This is a genomic window from Sulfurimonas lithotrophica (genome assembly GCF_009258225.1).
Lineage (GTDB): Bacteria > Campylobacterota > Campylobacteria > Campylobacterales > Sulfurimonadaceae > Sulfurimonas > Sulfurimonas lithotrophica.
On record NZ_CP043617.1, the window covers coordinates 955,382 to 975,274 of the forward strand.

Consider the following 19,893-nt stretch of genomic DNA (forward strand, 5'->3'; position numbering starts at 1 on the left):
AAGGGAGTGTTATGATTAAAGTTAAACTATTTTTAATGCTGTTTTTTGCAACTGTTGTTTTAGGTGCTGATTCATTATCACAGGAGATAAAAGTTGGTATTATTATGGATGCACAAACTTCTGGATATCAAAAGATAAAAGATGAACTCTCAACAGAACTAAAGCTTATGACACAAAGTGAATTTAATGTTCATTTTGTAAATCCAATCATTATTGACTGGTCAATTATAAAAGCACAAGCTGCTTTGGAAAAATTGCAAAATAATCCTGATATCGACTTGATAATAACTATAGGACTAGTAAGTGCAAATATAGCTTTAAAAGAAACAAAACTTACAAAACCAACTTTTGCACCGTACCTACTTCATTTTGAACAGCAGCCAATAGTTGTTAAACAAAATTTAAACTATCTATATTTTAGTACACCCTTTGATATAGCACTTAAAAATTTTTTAGATGTTGTTAATTTTAAAAATATGACACTTATTGTGGATGAAAAACTTTCTTCATCGCTTCCTGAAGCAATGAAAAGTTTAAAAAAATCTGCTTTGGAAAAAGGTATAAATCTTCATCTATTTGTAATTAATTCTAAAAATTCTTTTAAACAAATACCATTAGATACCCAAGCTGTTATGCTTACACCTCTTCCGTCTTTAGATTTTGAATCTAAAAAAGAATTAATAGATGATTTAATAAAGAGACGGATTCCAAGTTACTCTTTTGGAGATGATTTGAGTGTTTATGACGGAGTTATGATCTCTTCGTTCTCAAGGGAAAATATCTCCAGAAGAATTAGACAATTGGCATTAAATATACACTCCGTTCTAAGAGGTGAAGACCCGCGACAACTGCCTAATAAATTTGAAGATAAACATCAACTGATAATTAATCTAAAAACGACAAATAAAATTGGCGTATATCCTCCATTTGATATTTTAAACAAATCAAAACTTATAGAAGATGATAAAGAGTCGCAAGGTGATGAATTTAGTTTAAGTGATGTTGCAAAGCTCGCAATAAAAAACAACCTTAATATTATTGCGGGAGAGTTGGAAATAAAACTAGAAGATGAAAATATTAAAGAGATACGTTCTGTTTTACTACCTCAAGTAACAGGTGATATTACATATACGCAACATAATAGTGATAATATTTATGTAAAAAACGGTTTTTATGCCCACAAGAGTTCAACCGGAGCTATTAAGCTTCATCAAGTTCTTTTTTCAGAGAAGGCTTTGGCTGCTTTAGATATACAAAAAAAATTTAAGACTGCTAGCGTAGCGCAACAACGTACATTGGAGATGGATATTGTTGAACAGACCAGTACGCTGTTTTTAGATATATTGATTGCACAAACGCAATTAAAAGTAGAACAAGAAAATTTAAAATTAACCAAATCCAATTTAGATATGGCGCAAGCACGTGTCGATGCAGGAAGTTCCGATCTTTCAGAGCTTTACCATTGGGAGAGTAGAATTGCTACTTCAAAACAAGGTGTACTTCAAGTAAAAGCAGTACTTGAACAAGCCCAAGATGCACTTAATCTTATTTTACATCGTCCAATAACAAGTAGAATAAAAACCATACCTGCTACTTTAGATGACCCTTCTTTACTCATAAGCAATAAAGAACTTTTATCTTTAATTACAAATGAAAATGAGATAAAGCTTATAAACAACTATTTTGTAAAAGAGGGATTAAAAAGTGCATCTGAGTTACAGATGTATGATGCTTACATAGCTGCTCAAAAACGTAAACTTGTATCTCAGAGCAGGGCTTACTATTCGCCTGATATTGAATTGGTTGGGGAAATGTCTAGGGTTTTTGACGAAAAACGTAATCCCTCAACGGGTACCAGTTTAGAAGATCAAACTAATTGGAGTGCGAGTTTTGTACTTTCACTGCCTTTGTATGAAGGAAGTGCCAGAAGTGCTCGTTTTTCAGAATCACAGCTTAAATTGCAACAGTTACAATTATCAAAAGATTATCAAAAAAACTCAATAGAGCAGCAAATTCGCTATGATTTACATACTATTCGTTCTAGTTATCCTTCTATTAAACTTACTAAACAAGCGGCAAAAGCAGCAAAAAAAAGCTTTAACCTTGTGCAAAATAACTATGCAAAAGGGACTCGTTCTATGAGTGATTTACTTATAGCTCAAAATGAAACTATTTTAGCCGATCAAAAATCTGCAAGTGCAATCTATAAGTTTTTAAAAGATCTTATGAATTTGCAAAGAGATATAGGAAAATTTGATTTTTTTATGGATGAATCTGAACGTAAGCTTTATACAAACAGGTTTTCACAAATCATAAATAATTCGGATAACCAATCATCCCCAATATCAAAGGTGAAATAATGAATAAAAGTATTTTAAAAAAGGTTTTTTTAGGAGTTTTGATTGTAGGAGGTTTCATTGTATATTATATGATGGAAAATTTAAATTCGAATCAGCTACCGGATGCATTTGTATTTGGAAACGGACGTCTTGAAATGACTGAAGTTGACATAGCTACAAAATACCCCGGAAGAGTAAAAGAAGTGTTAGTCCAAGAAGGTGATATGGTTTCTAAAGGGCAACTAATGGCTAAGTTAGACACAAAAGAGTTAGAAGCAAAACTAAAACAAACCAAAGCTATGGTTGAACAGGCTGTGCAACAAAAAGAGTATGCAAAAGCAATAGTAGCTCAGCGTAAAAGTGAACTATTGCTTGCAAAAAAGAATTTAGAACGTTCCAAGTCACTTTATATAAATAAAAATATATCCTTGGTGCAGTTACAACAAGATGAGACAAAACTTATAAGTTCAAACGCAGCATTAGAAGCTGCAAAAGCTCAAGTAGTGAGTGCTGATGCTTCTATAGAAGCTGCAAAGGCACAGGTGGAAACTATAAAAGTAAATATTGAAGAAAGTAATTTGTTCGCACCGATCGAGGGAAGAGTGCTTTATAAACTTGTTGAACCCGGAGAAATTGTAGGCAGTGGTACAAAACTATATACTCTTTTAGACCTAAGCGATACATATATGACAATTTTTCTTCCTACGGCAGATGCAGGGCGAGTAGCTATAAATACTCAAGCACGTATTGTTGTTGATGCAATGCCAAATATGCCGATACCGGCTTTTGTATCTTTTGTTTCTCCAGAAGCACAATTTACTCCAAAAGAGATTGAAACTGAAAAAGAGCGTGCAAAATTGATGTTTCGAATAAAAGTAAAAGTTGATTTTAAAATGTTTAACGGTGGTTTTAAAAATGCAAAAAGCGGTCTTCCCGGTATTAGTTATGTACGTTTAGATGATTCAACGCCATGGCCGAATTATCTTCAAGTTAAAAAGAATAATAAAATTGTTCCATGAAACCTGTTGTACGCATAGAAAATCTTTCTCATCACTACGGTAATACGATTGCAGTAGATAAGATAAGTTTAGATATACCTTCTGGATGTATGGTTGGTTTTATAGGTCCCGACGGTGTAGGAAAATCGAGTGTACTTGCATTAGTCTGTGGAGTGCGTAAACTTCAAGAAGGTTTTATCGAAGTTTTTGATAGTAATATTAATCTACAAAGCAACAGAAATGCTATAGGACCACGTATTGCATATATGCCACAAGGTTTAGGAAAAAACCTTTATATGTCGCTCTCAGTTGAAGAGAATATTGATTTTTTTGGTCGTTTATTCGGTCAAAGTAAGAGTGAAAGAAAAGCAAGAATAACGGAACTGTTGGCAAGTACAGGGCTTACTAATTTTAGGGATCGTCCGGCAGGAAAATTATCGGGAGGGATGAAACAAAAGCTTGGACTTTGTTGTGCACTAATTCATGACCCAGAACTTTTGATACTGGATGAGCCGACTACAGGTGTAGATCCACTTTCCAGACGTCAGTTTTGGGAGCTTGTTGAGAGAATTCGTCAAAGACGAGAAGGTATGAGCGTTATTATTGCAACGGCATATATGGAAGAGGCTGAACATTTTGACTGGCTTGTGGCTATGGATGAAGGCAAAATTTTATCTACGGGCACACCAAAGGAACTTCTCTTAAAAACTAAAACTACTAATCTTGATGAAGCATTTATCGCTTTACTCCCTGAAGAAAAACGTCAAGGGCATGAAATTTTACATATAGCTCCAAGAAAAGCTCAAAAAGAAGAAACTAAGGCTATTATTGCCAAAGGTTTAACGATGCGTTTTGGTAATTTTACTGCTGTTGAAAATGTGAGTTTTTCTATAAAACGCGGTGAAATATTTGGATTTTTAGGTTCTAACGGTTGTGGAAAAACAACAACTATGAAGATGCTGACAGGCTTATTGACGCCAACAAGCGGAGAATCATGGTTGTTTGAGCAAGCAACGGATGCTCAGGACATACAAACAAGAAATCAGGTTGGTTATATGACTCAGTCTTTTTCTCTTTATACGGAGTTAACGGTATATCAAAATCTTATCTTACATGCACGATTGTTTCATATACCAAAAGAGAAAATTAAAGCTCGTGTAAATGAGATGATAGAGAGATTTAACCTTCAACATTATCAATATATACTCACTGCCGATTTACCTTTAGGAATTCGTCAACGTCTTTCTTTGGCAGTAGCGGTTATACATTATCCTAAAATACTTATACTTGATGAGCCTACTTCAGGCGTAGATCCGATATCAAGGGATCGTTTTTGGGAGTTGCTAATAGACCTTTCACGTAATGACGGTGTAACAATATTTGTCTCAACACACTTTATGAATGAAGGTGAGCGTTGTGACAGAATATCGCTAATGCATGAAGGACGTGTTCTTGCAAGCGATACTCCACAAGCACTAACAAAACAACGAAATAAAGAGACTCTAGAAGAAGCATTTATTGAATATTTAGAAGAAGCCGGCGGAACTAAAAAGGAAAAAAACACTGAACCTATAGAGCTTGAGTTTGAAAAATCTAAGATGCCAAACCGTTTTTTCAGTCCTTTACGTCTATTTGGATATAGTTACAGAGAAACACTTGAACTACTTCGTGATCCTATAAGACTTATGTTTGCATTATTGGGTACGATTTTACTTATGCTGACTTTAGGATACGGTATTACAATGGATGTAGAAGACTTACGTTTTGCCGTACTTGATCGAGATCAGACTCCTCAAAGCCGTGATTATATTCAAAATCTCTCAGGTTCCAGATATTTCCTTGAACAAGAAGCTATTAAGACTCAGTATGAGTTAGATCAGCGTATGAGAAGTGGAGAACTATCTGTTGCACTTGAAATACCTTCAGGTTTTGGGCGTAGCCTTAAGCAGGGGCGTGAAGTTGAGATAGGCGTTTGGATTGATGGTGCTATGCCTTTTAATGCTGAGACAATTAAAGGTTATATGGGTGGAATGCACTATGACTATTTAGTAAATTTGACACGTCAAACAATGGGATATACACCTAAGTTATCAGCTGCAAATATTGAAATGCGTTACCGTTATAATCAGGATTTCAAAAGTATTTATGCAATGGTTCCTGCGGTTATTCCTATGTTACTGGTATTTATTCCTTCGATTTTAATGGCATTAAGTATAGTCCGTGAAAAAGAACTTGGTTCTATAACCAATTTTTATGCGACACCAGTAACACGTTTTGAGTTTTTACTCGGTAAGCAGCTTCCTTATATAGTAATAAGTATGATAGGCTTTTTTGGTCTTTTGCTTTTTGCAATATTTCTTTTTGGAGTACCGCTTAAAGGAAGTTTATCGAGTCTTATTTTAGGAGCATTGCTTTTTGTTACTACTACGACAGGTATGGGATTGTTAATGTCTGCTTTTGCCAAAACACAAATTGCAGCAATTGCGGGAACGGCAATCGTTACTCTTTTGCCGACAATTAGTTTCTCGGGACTAAAAGACCCTGTCAGTTCTTTAGAGGGTGTAGGTGCTTTAATCGGGCATATATTCCCTGCAACTTTTTTTATTAATATAAGTCGTGGTGTTTTTAGTAAAGCGTTAGAATTTAAGGATTTAACTAATGACTTTATAGGTTTGATAGCAGCAGTAATTGTAATTACCGTGTTAAGTGCAATAGCACTGAAAAAACAGGAAATGTAATGAAAAAACGGGTATTAAACGTATTATATTTGGGTATTAAAGAACTTCAAAGTCTTTGGCAAGATAAAGTTATGTTGTTCTTAATCATATACTCTTTTTCTTTGGGTGTTTACATAGGTGCTACTTCTGCTAGTTCGGAACTAAATAAAGTACCAATTGCATTTGTAGATGAAGATCACTCACCGTTATCTGCACGTTTAATGAAAGCTTTTCATGAACCTATGTTTATCTCCCCCGATATAATTAATGCAGATGAAGTAGATAAAAATATGGATGAGGGGATATATACTTTTGTAATCACTATACCTCCTTCTTTTGAAAAAGAGTTATTACAAGAAAAAAATCCTACTATACAAGTTAATATCGATGCAACTCAGATGTCTCAAGCAGGAATAGGGGCTGGTTATATACAGCAAATGATAAATGATGAATTAAATATATTTCTTAACGGTTATAAAACTGGTGCAACTTTGCCGATTAATTTGGTAACAAGGATAAAGTTTAATCCAACTCTTGATAGTTTGTGGTTTGGAAGCATAATGAAACTAATTGAGCAAATTTCAATGCTCTCAATTATACTCTCTGGTGCGGCATTAATCCGTGAACGCGAACACGGAACGTTAGAACATCTTTTGGTTATGCCTCTGAGTGCTACAGAGATAATGCTCTCAAAAGTATGGTCGATGGCTTTAGTCGTGGTTGTTTCATCGGCACTCTCTTTGTTTTTTCTTATTAAATGGATATTGGCGGTTCCTATTTTAGGTTCGGAAATATTGTTTTTATTTGGAGTGTTATTAATGCTTTTTGCTACAACATCAATGGGGATTTTTATGGGAACGGTTGCACGTACCATGCCCCAACTTGGATTAATAGTTATACTGACAATTTTACCGTTGCAAGTACTCTCAGGCAGTGTTACCCCTTTTGAGAGTATGCCTGAAGGTATTCAAGACGTGATGCTAATTATGCCTACGAGCCATTTTGTTAAAATGGCGCAAGGGGTTTTATACAGGGGTGCGGGTATAGATGTTGTATGGCCTGAACTTTTAGCTATTGTTTCTATCGGTATGGTGTTTTTTCTTATATCTTTGGCAATTTTTCGTAAAAGTTTGGCAAGTTCCCAATAAGAAAATATTATATTTTAGTCGAATATATCGTGTAGTTTTTTACCGTTTTGGATATCTTTATGTACATTCTCCCAATCATCGTTTTGTATATTTGATTTCAATATTTGGAGTTCTTCTTCAAATAATTTTATAGCTTCTAAAAGATTTGATTTATTTTGTCTAAATATATCTTCCCACATATCAGGGCTACTTTTTGCCAAACGGCTCATCGAACGAAAACCACCTGCTGCCAAAGCTAGAATATTGTGTTTGTTCTCTTGATTCATAACCGTATTTGCTATAGAGTATGATATAGCATGAGGCATATGCGATATAAAAGCAGCGTGACGGTCATGTTCACTTGAACCCATAAAATATTTTTTCATTTTAAGAGAGCGAAAAATTTTTTTAGATATATCACGTTGTAGCTCTCCACTATCCTGTATATCGCATAGTACTACCACTTTATCTTCGTATAATCCTTCTATAGCAGCACTTGGACCAAAATTCTCAGTCCCTGTCATGGGATGTGCCGCTATAAAGTTTTTACGGATTGATTTTGGAATAGACTGAACGATTTTTTCTTTTGTACTTCCAAGGTCTATAATAGTTGTGTCTGCATCCACATCTGTTAGATTGTTTAGTGCAGATATTACGCCATCTACGGGTATAGCCAAAAATATTACATCGTATTTTTTTACATCTTTAAACTCAACTATCTCTTCAACTAAACCAAGTTTTAAAGCTTCACGTTGATGTGTTTCATTATGATCGCTACCTACTATTCTTTTTACAAAATCCAATTTTTTTAAACTAAGTGCCAATGATCCGCCCATTAGTCCTAAACCTACTATCGCTATATTCATATGTTTCATCTTTTTATACCAAATTTAAAGTTGTTTGAAAGTTTACCTAATATTAACCTCATAAAAGGTAAAATCTTTTCTTATTTTACATTATGGATAATCTATGAAACTACTTTTAGCTATATTGCTAACTTTTTTAATCACAGAAAATATTTTTGCACAAACGATAAAGTCTATTAAATATGACGGTATTGTTCATATCTCGGAATCGGTTGCACTAAATATGCTTGACTTTGAAGTCGGTGACGAACTTGACGAAAAAAAGATAAACGAAGCTATAAAAAAATATTTTAAACAGGGATACTTTACAGATATTAGAGCAGAAATCAAAGATGGCGAGCTTACATTTTACTTTGTTGAAAAACCATTAATCTCAAAAATAGAGCTTAAAGGTTACAAAGAAAACGATGAGGAAGTTAAAAATAGTATTATCCAAATTAAACGCGGTTCATTGTATGATGAGAAAAAACTTCAAGCTGCTAAAAAAAGACTTATAGATGCTATGAGTCAAGACGGTAAGATTGATTCAGTTGTGGAAATACAAAAAGAGTATTTAGAAAACGGTAGTATAAAAGTTACTTTTATCGCAAATGAAGGTGAAGAAATAATCATCGAAAAGCTTAAGTACTCAGGCTTAAAAGGTATAGAAGCAGATGAATTTGATGATGTAGTGGCAAACAAAGAACATCAATGGATGGGTTGGTTTTTTGGGCGAAATGATGGAAAAATGCATCTGCAGGATTTAGCATACGATCATCTTCGAATACGTGATTATTATATGCAAAACGGTTATTTGGATATTAAAGTCGAACAACCTTTTGTAAAAGCCGATTTTAACAACTATACTGCTTTTATGAGTTATGTCATAGAAGAGGGTGAGGTATATGAAATAAGTGCTATAAGTATAAATCAAGTTAAAAAAGTAATTGATGATGAAAAAATTAAAGAGGTCATCTCTTTAAAAGCGGGTGATGCTTTTAATATTAAAACATTTAGGGAAGATTCCAAAAGAATTAAAACGCTTATAGGTGATTTGGCATATGCTTTTGTTCAAGTAGTACCTGATTTAAGAAAAAATGAAAAAGATAAAACCGTTGAAGTCGTATTTAAAATAATGCCAGGTGATAAAGTAAAGATAAGAAATGTTTTAATTTCCGGAAACAATAGGACTTTAGACAGGATTATAAGACGTGAGTTATATCTTGGTCCTGGAGATATGTACTCTATGACGGATTTAACGGATTCAAGAAACTCACTGGGGCGTTTAGGCTTTTTTGAAGGTCAAACAATCGAAGAAAAAAGAATAGACAATCAGACAATGGACTTAATCGTAAAGGTTAAAGAAGCACCGACCGGTAATGTTCAACTTGGCGGTGGTTACGGTTCATACGGCGGATTTTTACTTAATATTTCCGTTGAAGACAGAAATATATGGGGTTCCGGTATAAATGTTGGAGTCAAAGCTGAAAAATCAGAGACTACAAGAAACTACTCGTTTAATATATCAAATTCTAGATTAAACGACAGTGACTTCAGCGGAAACTTCTCTATATATAAATCTTCATACGACTATAACGATTATACAACAAACAGCAGTGGTATAAACATGGGTATCGGGCATAGATTTTCAAGACATGTTAGCGGTTATTTGGCATACGGATATTCAAGTCATGATTATGAAAATATAGATTCGAGTATTACTACGAACCCATACTACTTTGAAGATTATTCAAAAAGTTCAATCTCCATGAGTATAAGCTTTGACAATACAGATGACTATTATCTTCCTAGAAGCGGCTATACTCTTAGTCAGGTTTTTGAAAAAGCAGGACTCAATGCAGATGCAAACTATGTTAAATCACGTACTAAATTCAATGTATATAAAGGCTTGAATGACTATTTTGGTTTTGATGCTATATTTAGGTATAAATCAAGATACTATTTAGCAGTAGATACGGGATACCTTCCTATAGCTGAAAGATTTTATATGGGTGGTCTTGGCTCGGTTCGCGGATATGATTCATACTCAATATCTCCTAAAATTTTACAAACAAGTGCAGATGGTATAGTTAGTGAGATAAGAACAGGAGGAAAGCAAACATTTTCAAACTCTTTGGAACTGAGTTTTCCTTTAGTTGAAAAAGCTAAAATGCGTCTTGTAACATTCGTAGATTGGGGTTTTATAGGAGATTCCAAACTTGATGAATTTTCACGTGGCGGCTACGGAGTAGGACTTGAATGGTTTAGTCCGGTAGGACCAATTCAGCTTATGTATGCAAATCCGCTTAATGAGAAGGTGGGTGACAATACTTCTGCCTTCGAGTTTACAATGGGTCAAAGATTTTAGATTTAGTTAAATACTATTTCTAAATCTTCCAAGGCTTTAAGATTCTCAATATCCTCTTTTGCCAAGTACATTCTATTTTTAGAATCTATAATTAGCTTGTTACCTTCAAGGGAGCATCTAAAATCTATATTTCTAGGTCTGTGATTAAGTAGATAGATGCTTAGAGTCAATATGTAACTAAGTGTGTTTAATGTTTTTGTATCAGGCAATAATACTTTATACTTTTCAATATGTACATTTGATGGGAGTTTTCTTTTTGCATATCTTACAAGCGTAGATATTAAAACCATCTGCTTTTGTGTAAAACCATACTCTAAAGAACTTTGGATAAGATAGTAGCTGTGCCTGTTTTGTGCAAACTGATGGATACTGCCGCCTGAAGGGTACAGTTTAGCTGCGATTGCCAAATCTCTTCTATATTTAGCATCTAAATTAAATTTATCCTGCAAGATATCAAAAAGTTCTTTTGAGAGTTTATTTAAGTTATTTGAGTATTCTTTGTCGCTGACGTGGGCATCTAATATATGTCTAACCGATGTATTATAGTTCGCAGGTAGCTTGTCTTTTGATGTTCTTAGTAAATCACTTAAATATACACCTTCACGGACACCTACGCCACTTGCAATAAGTTCATTTATGTTGAGCTTTTTTATTACCCTTTGAAGTATTAAAGAACCGGGTTTTATTATATCAAATCTATTTTCTTTAATATTTAATTTGCAAAGTTCTTCTTCATCGGCATTTAGTACAGCTTTTAAAAATGTTTCAAACTCATCGGATTTAGACTCATATGCATGAATTTTACGTAGAGGAAAACTTTTTTGCTTCATTATTGCAGTGATTATGGCACGAAATGTTCCGCCTATACCTATTAGTTTAGAAGCATCAATATCATTTAATACTTCTAATTTTTCATCTATATATTTTTTTGCACCGTTTATATCGTTATTGTCGAAAAATAACTCTTTTAATCTAACCGTACCCAAATCAATAGATATAGTATCTGTCACATTTTTATTGTCTATATAAGCAAATTCCGTTGAACCACCCCCTACATCTATTGTAAGGGCATTGTTTTGATTGGGTAGAAGGTTTGCACAGGCTATACCGCCAAGATATGCTTCACGTTCTCCGTCAATAACTTTGATGTTTAGTTTTAGTTCATCTCTGATACGTTTTATAAAATCATACTTGTTTGGTGCATCCCGAAGGGCGGAAGTAGCTACACATAGTGTTTTTCTAGCTTTAAAAGATGATATTATATTTACAAAATCAGCCAGTGCAAAAAATGTTCTCTCCATTGCATCTTGTTGTAGGTTTGAATTGTTTTGGTAGGCATTTTGTGATAGACGAACCTTACTTTTAGATTCGTATAAAAGATGGAAGGCAAAGCGGCTTGTTTTTTCATAAATAACCATTCTAACAGAGTTAGAACCGATATCTATTACAGCTACTCGCTTTGCCAAGCTTTATTCTTCTTCAGCTAAAATTGTTTTATATTTAAATTGAAGTTCGGTAATTGATTCTACATTGTCTTTATCTAAAACTATACAATCAACAGGACAAACGGATATACATGCAGGCTCATCATACACTTCTACACATTCAGTACATCTATCAGAATCTATAAAGTATATAGGGTCACCTTCTTCAATAGCCTCAGTAGGACATTCTTCCCTACAAGCATCACAAGCTATACATTCATCATTTATCATTAAAGCCATTTAAAAACCTTGTTTTTATAATCAGTAATTTTTATTAATCAGATTTATATCAAATTAAAGCTTTAAGTTATCTTTTGCTAGGAATTATGCATGATAACTTTGAATTTATCTGTAAGCAAGCTATTGTTCCGCTTATCCCGTCTGTTCTGTTTCTTATATTTATTCTAGCTCCTAATGCATCAGCCCCGCTTTTTGCCAAAAATAAGCCAAGACCTACTCCGCTTTTGTTTCCTTGACGTTTAAAAGGTGCAAAAAGATCTACACTTTCATCTATACCGCAACCTTCATCCAAAACTTCAATTAAAAGTCCATAGTCGTCTTGACTACTTCTAATATGTACTTTTTTATCTACCGGTGTAAATTTAAGTGCATTTTGTAAGAAATTTTGAACTATTTGGTTAAGAAGACCAATCTGCAACATTGCCATAAAACCGTCCGGTTTAAAATCCATGGTAAGTTCTTTACCTTCATTTTCTGCTATTAATTTAAAATCGTTCGCTTTGTTTTTCAAAAATTTTATTACATCCACTTCTACCGGTTTTTCAAGTTGTGCACCCTCTTGACGACCTATATTAAGAATATTTGATACGATGATATTCATATCATCTACGGATTTATTTGTAGTCTCTATTGCCTCTATATATTCTTCGGGTGAGCGTTTTTTTATTAATGTAACTTGATTTTTTAACTTTATCACCGCAAGTGGAGTTTTCATCTCATGGGCAGTACCGATGAAGAGCTCTTTTTGATATTTTACAAAGTTTTGGATGCGAAGAATCAAGTGATTTATCGTTTCACCAAGTGGTTCAAATTCTTCGGGAAGTTCCTCGACTTTTACAGGTCTCATAAGATGCTCATTCATGTTTGAGAGTTTATTTGAGAGTGATTTTATCGGTTTAGTCAACATTTTAGAGAGTGCAATTGCATATATAATTACAAGACCAAATCCTACTATATTTATAACAAGTATATATTTTAAAATTTTCTCTAGAAGTTTTTTTGTAGGTGTTATCTCTTTGGTAATTTTGAGATAGCTAAAGTCATCAATATTAAATGGATAAATTAGAGTTAAAAATGTACGTTCATTTTTTGTGTTTTCATAAAGATCTATTTTATTTTCCATATTTTTTTTCAAAGATATAACTCCTACAGCCAGATTTAAATAAGAATCTGTAGAATCTGTTGCTAGTTCTATGATAGATCTGTTTGAAGATATGTTCTTTGCATACTGTAAAAGTTCACTATGTTTTTCATCATATATAGATTTTTCTATGTAAAAGTATAAAAAAGATGAAAAGACAAATATTAATAAAATAGATGAAAATATAAGTTGAAATAAAAAATTTCTTCTAATACTGTTTGAAAACATATAATATCCATAAATTAAGATGTAATATTATATCTAAAAGGGAAGGGAAAATGTAAAGGGAACTTATCCCCTTACTTGTTTTTTAGTTTATCTCTTTAGGAAAACAAAAACGGTAACCACGACGACGAACAGTCTCAATTGTAGTAATACCTAATGGTTTATCCATTTTTTGGCGAATTTGATTAATAGCAACTTCAATTACATTTGGAGTAACTAGTTCAGGTTCTTCCCAGATAGCATCTAAAAGTTGTTCTTTAGACACGATTTGGTCACGGTGACGAGCTAGATGAGTTAATACTTCAAAAGGTTTACCTTTAAGTTCGATCTCTTGCTCTTTATAGTTGATTTTTTCCTCTTCAGGATTAATAGTTAAATCTTCTATCTCAATTATATTGCTTCCGCCAAAACGTAAACGTGCTTCAAGACGAGCTACTAGTACGTCAAAGTCAAACGGTTTACGAATATAATCATCCGCACCTGCTCTTAAAGCTTCAATCTCACTGTCATTATCATCACGAGCAGATAATACAACTACGGCAGTTTTTGGTGTATTTGTTTTAATATCACCGATAATGTCAACTGAATTTCCATCCGGAAGCATCCAATCCATTAAAACTAAATCGTAATTACGAATATCTAAATAGTATTCACCGTCTTTTAAAGTCTCTGTAACATCACTTTGGTAACCAAACTCTTTTAGTCCCTCTGCTAACATTTTGTTTAGAGTAACTTCGTCTTCTATAATTAATATACGCATATATATTTTTCCTATTAAATGAAAATTTGGTGGAATTGTAGCATAAAAATAACTTAGTTTAAAGTATTTTTAATAATTCGTCAAAGTTTTCTTTAAATTTAGACAGAAAAGGTATCGCTTACACTTACGGTGCAATCTGCTAAAATAGAGGGTTTAGAGATTTTTAAGGTATATGAGTTTATTAAAGGAAATTCTTTTGAAATTTCTGATTTTAAACTTAAAATTGCGTCTTCTATAAGCTTAAATTTAGAAAAAATCATCTTTTTTTTGATTAAATCTACGATTTGGGTATAGTTTATATACTCATTTTTAAATTCATATTCACATTCAAAATTTATGATTACATCTTGTTCTTGAATGCGTTCATGCTCTAAAATTCCAATTATGCATTGAAACTTTAGATCTTCTATATGAATTTTCATCTTATATAACTCTTTTTTCTTCACCTTTAAACAAACGAATAAAGTTAGGGATATGTTTATAAAAAAGTATAAATGCTATGATTAAAACAGGTGCATGAGCCATTTCAGGTTTAAGTACAAAACTTGCAATAACTAATGCTAAAAGTGCAGTCATTGAAGACAAAGATGATATACGAATAACTTTAGCACCTATTGCCCAAACAACTAACGCTATTATAGTCTCAATCGGTAGCATAACCATCATAACACCCATCCCCGTTGCAACGCCTTTACCGCCTTCAAAGTTCAGATACGGAGAAAAGCAGTGTCCGATTACCGCCAGTACGGCTATACCCCAAAGTGTAGCCTCGCTTAATCCTACAGCCATGGCTATAAGTAAAACTACTATACCTTTTAGTGCATCTAGGGCAAGAGTTGCAGCTCCCAGTTTTTTAGCAAGTATCGGATTTGTCTCTTTTACGACGCGTAAAACATTTGTAGCACCGATACTTCCGCTACCGCTAGCTTTAACATCGACACCTGCAAACCATTTAGCTAAAAGCAGACCAAAAGGTATACCTCCCGCTAGATATGCTAAAATAAAAAATTGAACATTAGTATTATTTAAAAATTCCATAAGTGTCCTGAAAATAAATTATTGTATTTTACTTAAATCTTAATAATATATAGATAAAATGATGCAAAATAAGCAGGAGAAACAATATGTTGGATTTTTTCATAAAACTTTTTAAAACTTTTAACTCTTCACAAACTCCTTGGCAGATGTCTTTATCAATATCACTCGGAATGGCTATGGGACTTACGCCTTTTATAGGCTGGCAGAGTATAGTTATTGTACTGTTTGTACTTGTAATAAACATACATATAGGACTTTTTATAGTCTCAAGTGCTTTTTTTGCAGGTATCGCTTATCTTTTAGATCCGACTTTTGAGTCTTTGGGCTATAATATATTAACAAATCCAAATCTGCAAGACTTATTTACAACTGCTTACAACTCTTCACTTATGAGGATGACATACTTTAATAATACTCTTGTAACGGGTTCGTCTGTTGTAGCTTTTGCTTTACTGATTCCAATGTATTTCGTATTAAATTCTTTGGTATATATTTATAGAGATAAAATAGCAGGCGTACTTCAAAAATATACTATTTTTAAATTTTTAGGTATTGAAGTAAGCGGTAAAAAAGATAGGTTTTTAAGAATCTGGGGATTTGGTGTTTTCGCAATTTTAGGGACTTTAATCGGTGTTTTTATTTTAGTGTTTTTAGACCCATTGGCTAAAATTGCACTTGAAAAGTCTATAAGTAAAGCTACGGATAAAAACGTACAGATAGATAATGTAAACTTGTCTCTAAAAGAGGGTGCTTTAAAGATTGATAATTTAAATATATTTGAAAACGGTGTTAGCTCTTTTAGGTCTAAAAATATAGGGGTGGATATAGATTTTAATCAGCTTTTGTTTAATCGTTATCATGTAAATAATCTATCGGTTAAAGGTATGGAATTTAAACAAAGCACGGATGCAAAGGTTCAACAAAAAGAGATAAAAAAACAAAAAGAATCTTCTTCGCCTAGTTTAGACTTTGGTTCTATAGATTTGCCTAAACCCGAAACGCTAATAGCAAATATGGGACTTAGTTCAACTACTAACTATGAAAATGCAGAAAAAGAATTTAATTCTATAGAAAAAAAGTATAAAGATATTGTAGATAAATATTTTTCCAAAGATGAACTAAAAAGCATCAAGGCTGATGTTGAAAAAATAAAATCAAATTTGAAAAAAATTCAAAAAATTAAAAAATTAAAACCGGAACATTATGATTTAATTTCAAATGCTTTAGAAGATATTGAAAAGTTAAGAAAAACTATAAAACAAAAAAGAAAAGTTTTAAAAACTCTCAAAAATGACTTTGAAAAAGATAAAAATATACTTAGAAAGTTTTCCGATGAGCTTATTAACGGTGCAAAAAATGATTATGAAAATCTGTCTAAAAATTATAGGTTTGATGAACAAGGCGGTATAAATGTAGTCGGAGCTTTGTTTGGAAATAATATAAAGGGATATTTAAAAACTTTTTTAGATTATTATGAAGTGGCAAAACCCTATCTTTCAAGCAAAGAGGAACCGCCTGCACCTCCAAGAGGAGAGGGTAGGTGGATAAAATACAAAGAACTTAACTCTTTAGCTGATATTTATGTAAAAAATATAGATATAGACGGTATATACGAGACACATAAATTTTTGGCAAATATTAAAAATATAAGCTCAAACCAAAAGCTTATAAACAAGCCTGTAAGCTTAAACATAAAGAGTGACGGAAAACTTTCCAAAAATATAGACTTTAAAATAGTGAAATTGCAAAAAGCTGACTATAATTTAAATTTAAATGCCAAAACACTTGATTATATAACGATAGATGCAGATGCAAAAATAAACTATGCAAAAACTCAGTTTTCAAGTAAAAATTTAAAAAACCTAAAAGAATTTTATATAGATATTATACTTAGCAAAGAGATATATTCTCCAAATATTAAAGTTAAGTCGGATTTGGATAAGAAGTTAAAAGATATATTTCAAAAAGCTATAGAAGAACAAGTGTTAAAATATAAAAACAGACTTAAAGAGTTAATAGATTCCAAAATGCAGGAAAAACTGAAAAAACTTGGTTTAAAGAATTCGGAAATAGTAAAATTAGGGGCACTTTTAAATGGTTCACTTGACGACTTTTCAAATACGGAACAATTACTGAATTCATATGAAAAAGAACTTAAGTCACAAGCTAAAAACAGGCTAAAGGAGAAAGCTACGGAAAAAGTAGGTGATTTACTAAAATCATTTAAATTTTGATTTTGTATCATTTACTTGATAGAGGTCATAGGAAAATGATTTACATAGTATTATAATTTGTATAAATTATTTTTATAAAAAGGTTTTGTAATGAAAAAGATTATAGGTATGGTTATTTTATTTTTATTGCTTGCATCTCAGGCACAAGCAATAAGTGAAGGTGAAAATTTAGCAAACGAAAAATGCGGATCTTGTCACTTAATGGGTCAAATAACAAAAGAAAAATTAAATAGAATGGCTGCACCGCCTTACTGGATTCTTGGTAAAAAAGTTAAAGCCGTTAGTAAAAATGAAGAAGAAGCCGTAAATTTTATAGTAGATTACGTATATAATCCATCTGAGGATAAGATGTTGTTTCCAAAAGAAACAAAGGAAAGATTTGGTTTAATGCCTTCTTTAAAGGGTATTGTTACCGAAGATGAATTAAGAAGCATTGCCAAATATATTTTAGATAACGCTTCAAAATAATATATTATTTTTTTTGATATAATTACGAAAAATAAGTTTTAGGAATAATTTTTTGAGTTTATCAAATAAAGAATTAATAGAAAAAATAAATGAATATAAGAAGAAGTTGAGCGTAACTATCGTAGCTCACTTCTACCAAAGAGACGAAGTATTTGAGATGGGTGACATTACAGGTGATTCACTTGAACTTGCAATGCGTACAAAAGCCGATGATGCTGAGTTTGTAGTTTTTTGCGGTGTAGGTTTTATGGGGCAAAGCGTAAAAGTTTTAAGCCCAAACAAACGTGTAGTTATGCCAAAAGTTGCTTGTTGTGCAATGGCCAGTATGATTGATGCACTTCAGTACGATAATACGGTAAAAGCATTAAACGATGCCGGAATACCAAATGAAAATATACTCCCTATAACTTACATAAATTCAGATGCAGGTGTTAAAGCAAAAGTCGGTGAAATGGGTGGTATGGTTTGTACAAGTTCAAATGCCAAAAAAATTATTACTACTGCTTTAGAAGAGGGTAAAAAAATCCTTTTCGTACCTGATAGATGCCTTGGTCAAAATATTGCAAATCAGATGGGACTTAAATCTTGCGTAGTAGGTGACGGAACCGATTTAAATGAAGCGGATATCATCTGTTTTGACGGTTTTTGTTCAGTTCATCAGCTTTTTACGGTTGAAGATATAGAGTTTTACAGAGAAAAATACCCTGGAATTTTAATAGCCGTGCATCCGGAATGTGACCCTGCTATTTGTGACAAAGCAGATTTTGTAGGTTCAACTTCTCAACTGATTAAATATATTACAGAACTAGACCCTGAACAAAAAGTAGCGGTAGGAACAGAGTTTAATATGGTAAACCGCTTGCGTCCTAAAAATACTTATGTTTTAAGTTCTACCAAGCCAGAATGTCCTACTATGAATGAAACTACACTAAAAGACTTGTATGATGTACTTAAAGCAATTGACGAGGGTGAGCCTTTAAATGAGATTCATGTAGATGAATCAACTCAAAAATGGGCTAAAATAGCACTTGAAAGAATGTTAGAACTATGATGAACCTTGAAGAGTTTGTAAAATCTACATTAGCCGAAGATATCGGTCGCGGTGATCTTTACGCACTTGTTGAAGAAGCCGTAGAAGCGGAAGCTTATGTTATTGCAAAGTGCGACGGCATTATGGCAGGGCAAACATATGTGAATACTTTGGCTTTTATAGAAGAACTGGAAATAGAATGGTTAAAAAATGATTCGGAATCGTTTGTAGATGGTGATATTTTACTTAGAGTTCGTGCAGACAGTCATAGAGTTTTAAGAACGGAACGTACCCTTTTAAATATGCTTTTACATGCAAGTTCTATTGCAACTCTTACAAAAAAATATGCCTCTATAGTTGAACCTTACGGTGTTAAATTATTAGATACAAGAAAAACAAGACCACAGCTTAGAGTATTTGAAAAGTATGCTACGAGATGCGGTGGTGCGGTAAATCACAGACTTGGGTTAGATGATTCGCTTATGATTAAAGATACTCACCTAAAGACTATAAAAAACTTAAAAAATTATATTCAAAAAGCTAGAAGGCAGATACCTTTTACAACAAAAATAGAAGTAGAAGCTGAGACTTTTGATATAGCAAAAGAAGCATTTGAATCGGGTGCAGACGTAGTTATGTGTGATAATATGACACCTGAGCAAATAAGGGAAATAGTAGCTTACAGAGATGCAAACTATGCACATATTACACTTGAGGCGAGCGGAAATATCTCACTTAAAACGATAGAATCTTATGCAAAAACCGGTGTAGATGCAATTAGCAGCGGTGCTCTGACTCATCAGGCAAATTGGATAGATATATCAATGAAAGTACAGTAAAGGTAAACTATTTTTCTTAACTAACAATAGTTTCAGTAAA

Annotated in this window: 16 protein-coding genes; 9 read left to right on the plus strand and 7 right to left on the minus strand. The window is 32.9% G+C overall.

All coding sequences use genetic code 11. The features are described from left to right. Nucleotides 1-11 precede the first annotated feature (11 nt). Genes FJR48_RS04855 through FJR48_RS04870 form a run of 4 tightly spaced genes read left to right on the plus strand, consistent with a single transcriptional unit; the run spans nucleotide 12 to nucleotide 7,202 of the window. Complete coding sequence (locus FJR48_RS04855) at nucleotides 12-2,360, plus strand: TolC family protein (protein ID WP_152307032.1); 2,349 nt, start codon at nucleotides 12-14, stop codon at nucleotides 2,358-2,360. Continuing rightward, nucleotides 2,360-3,358 carry an HlyD family secretion protein gene (locus tag FJR48_RS04860; protein ID WP_152307033.1) on the plus strand — a complete coding sequence of 333 codons (999 nt, stop codon included), beginning with the start codon at nucleotides 2,360-2,362 and terminating at the stop codon, nucleotides 3,356-3,358. Before FJR48_RS04855 ends, FJR48_RS04860 begins: the two co-directional genes overlap by 1 nt. Further along, nucleotides 3,355-6,075 (plus strand): ribosome-associated ATPase/putative transporter RbbA, encoded by a 2,721-nt coding sequence (gene rbbA / locus FJR48_RS04865; RefSeq protein ID WP_152307034.1) that lies wholly within the window; start codon nucleotides 3,355-3,357, stop codon nucleotides 6,073-6,075. Before FJR48_RS04860 ends, rbbA begins: the two co-directional genes overlap by 4 nt. Beyond that, nucleotides 6,075-7,202 (plus strand): ABC transporter permease, encoded by a 1,128-nt coding sequence (locus FJR48_RS04870; RefSeq protein ID WP_152307035.1) that lies wholly within the window; start codon nucleotides 6,075-6,077, stop codon nucleotides 7,200-7,202. Before rbbA ends, FJR48_RS04870 begins: the two co-directional genes overlap by 1 nt. Before the next feature lie 14 nt (nucleotides 7,203-7,216). Here the strand turns inward: FJR48_RS04870 and FJR48_RS04875 are convergent, their stop codons facing one another. Next, nucleotides 7,217-8,047 carry a prephenate dehydrogenase gene (locus FJR48_RS04875; protein ID WP_152308383.1) on the minus strand — a complete coding sequence of 277 codons (831 nt, stop codon included), beginning with the start codon at nucleotides 8,045-8,047 and terminating at the stop codon, nucleotides 7,217-7,219. 103 nt (nucleotides 8,048-8,150) lie between these two features. Here FJR48_RS04875 and bamA point away from each other — a divergent pair, with 103 nt between their 5' ends. Next, nucleotides 8,151-10,394, plus strand: coding sequence for an outer membrane protein assembly factor BamA (gene bamA, locus FJR48_RS04880; protein WP_152307036.1), 2,244 nt, complete (start codon nucleotides 8,151-8,153; stop codon nucleotides 10,392-10,394). A gap of 2 nt (nucleotides 10,395-10,396) precedes the next feature. On the opposite strand, the gene FJR48_RS04885 is transcribed toward bamA, so the two are convergent. From FJR48_RS04885 to plsY, 6 genes are all read right to left on the minus strand, one after another. Next, a complete protein-coding gene (locus FJR48_RS04885; RefSeq protein ID WP_152307037.1) occupies nucleotides 10,397-11,860 on the minus strand; it encodes a Ppx/GppA phosphatase family protein in 1,464 nt (487 codons plus the stop codon). A gap of 3 nt (nucleotides 11,861-11,863) precedes the next feature. Then, nucleotides 11,864-12,118, minus strand: a complete 255-nt coding sequence (locus FJR48_RS04890; RefSeq protein WP_152307038.1) for a YfhL family 4Fe-4S dicluster ferredoxin — start codon at nucleotides 12,116-12,118, stop codon at nucleotides 11,864-11,866. Nucleotides 12,119-12,185: 67 nt separating this feature from the next. Further along, nucleotides 12,186-13,487 (minus strand): sensor histidine kinase, encoded by a 1,302-nt coding sequence (locus FJR48_RS04895; protein ID WP_152307039.1) that lies wholly within the window; start codon nucleotides 13,485-13,487, stop codon nucleotides 12,186-12,188. 82 nt (nucleotides 13,488-13,569) lie between these two features. Next, the gene (gene hsrA, locus FJR48_RS04900) at nucleotides 13,570-14,244 is read right to left on the minus strand and encodes a homeostatic response regulator transcription factor HsrA (protein ID WP_152307040.1); all 675 of its coding nucleotides are present in this window, start codon (nucleotides 14,242-14,244) and stop codon (nucleotides 13,570-13,572) included. Between the two features lie 98 nt (nucleotides 14,245-14,342). Beyond that, on the minus strand, nucleotides 14,343-14,666 hold the full coding sequence (locus FJR48_RS04905; RefSeq protein WP_152307041.1) for a dihydroneopterin aldolase: 324 nt from the start codon (nucleotides 14,664-14,666) through the stop codon (nucleotides 14,343-14,345). 1 nt (nucleotide 14,667) lies between these two features. After that, nucleotides 14,668-15,282 (minus strand): glycerol-3-phosphate 1-O-acyltransferase PlsY, encoded by a 615-nt coding sequence (gene plsY / locus FJR48_RS04910; RefSeq protein ID WP_152307042.1) that lies wholly within the window; start codon nucleotides 15,280-15,282, stop codon nucleotides 14,668-14,670. An 86-nt stretch (nucleotides 15,283-15,368) separates the two neighbouring features. Here plsY and FJR48_RS04915 point away from each other — a divergent pair, with 86 nt between their 5' ends. The 4 genes from FJR48_RS04915 to nadC all read left to right on the plus strand — a co-directional run bounded on the left by FJR48_RS04915 (nucleotide 15,369) and on the right by nadC (nucleotide 19,853). Next, entirely contained in the window at nucleotides 15,369-17,516 is a 2,148-nt protein-coding gene (locus FJR48_RS04915; protein ID WP_152307043.1) for a TIGR03545 family protein, read from the plus strand. 90 nt (nucleotides 17,517-17,606) lie between these two features. After that, complete coding sequence (locus tag FJR48_RS04920) at nucleotides 17,607-17,984, plus strand: cytochrome c family protein (protein ID WP_152307044.1); 378 nt, start codon at nucleotides 17,607-17,609, stop codon at nucleotides 17,982-17,984. A gap of 52 nt (nucleotides 17,985-18,036) precedes the next feature. Beyond that, nucleotides 18,037-19,035 carry a quinolinate synthase NadA gene (gene nadA / locus FJR48_RS04925; protein WP_152307045.1) on the plus strand — a complete coding sequence of 333 codons (999 nt, stop codon included), beginning with the start codon at nucleotides 18,037-18,039 and terminating at the stop codon, nucleotides 19,033-19,035. Further along, the gene (gene nadC / locus FJR48_RS04930) at nucleotides 19,035-19,853 is read left to right on the plus strand and encodes a carboxylating nicotinate-nucleotide diphosphorylase (RefSeq protein WP_152308384.1); all 819 of its coding nucleotides are present in this window, start codon (nucleotides 19,035-19,037) and stop codon (nucleotides 19,851-19,853) included. Before nadA ends, nadC begins: the two co-directional genes overlap by 1 nt. The last annotated feature ends 40 nt before the right edge of the window (nucleotides 19,854-19,893 follow it).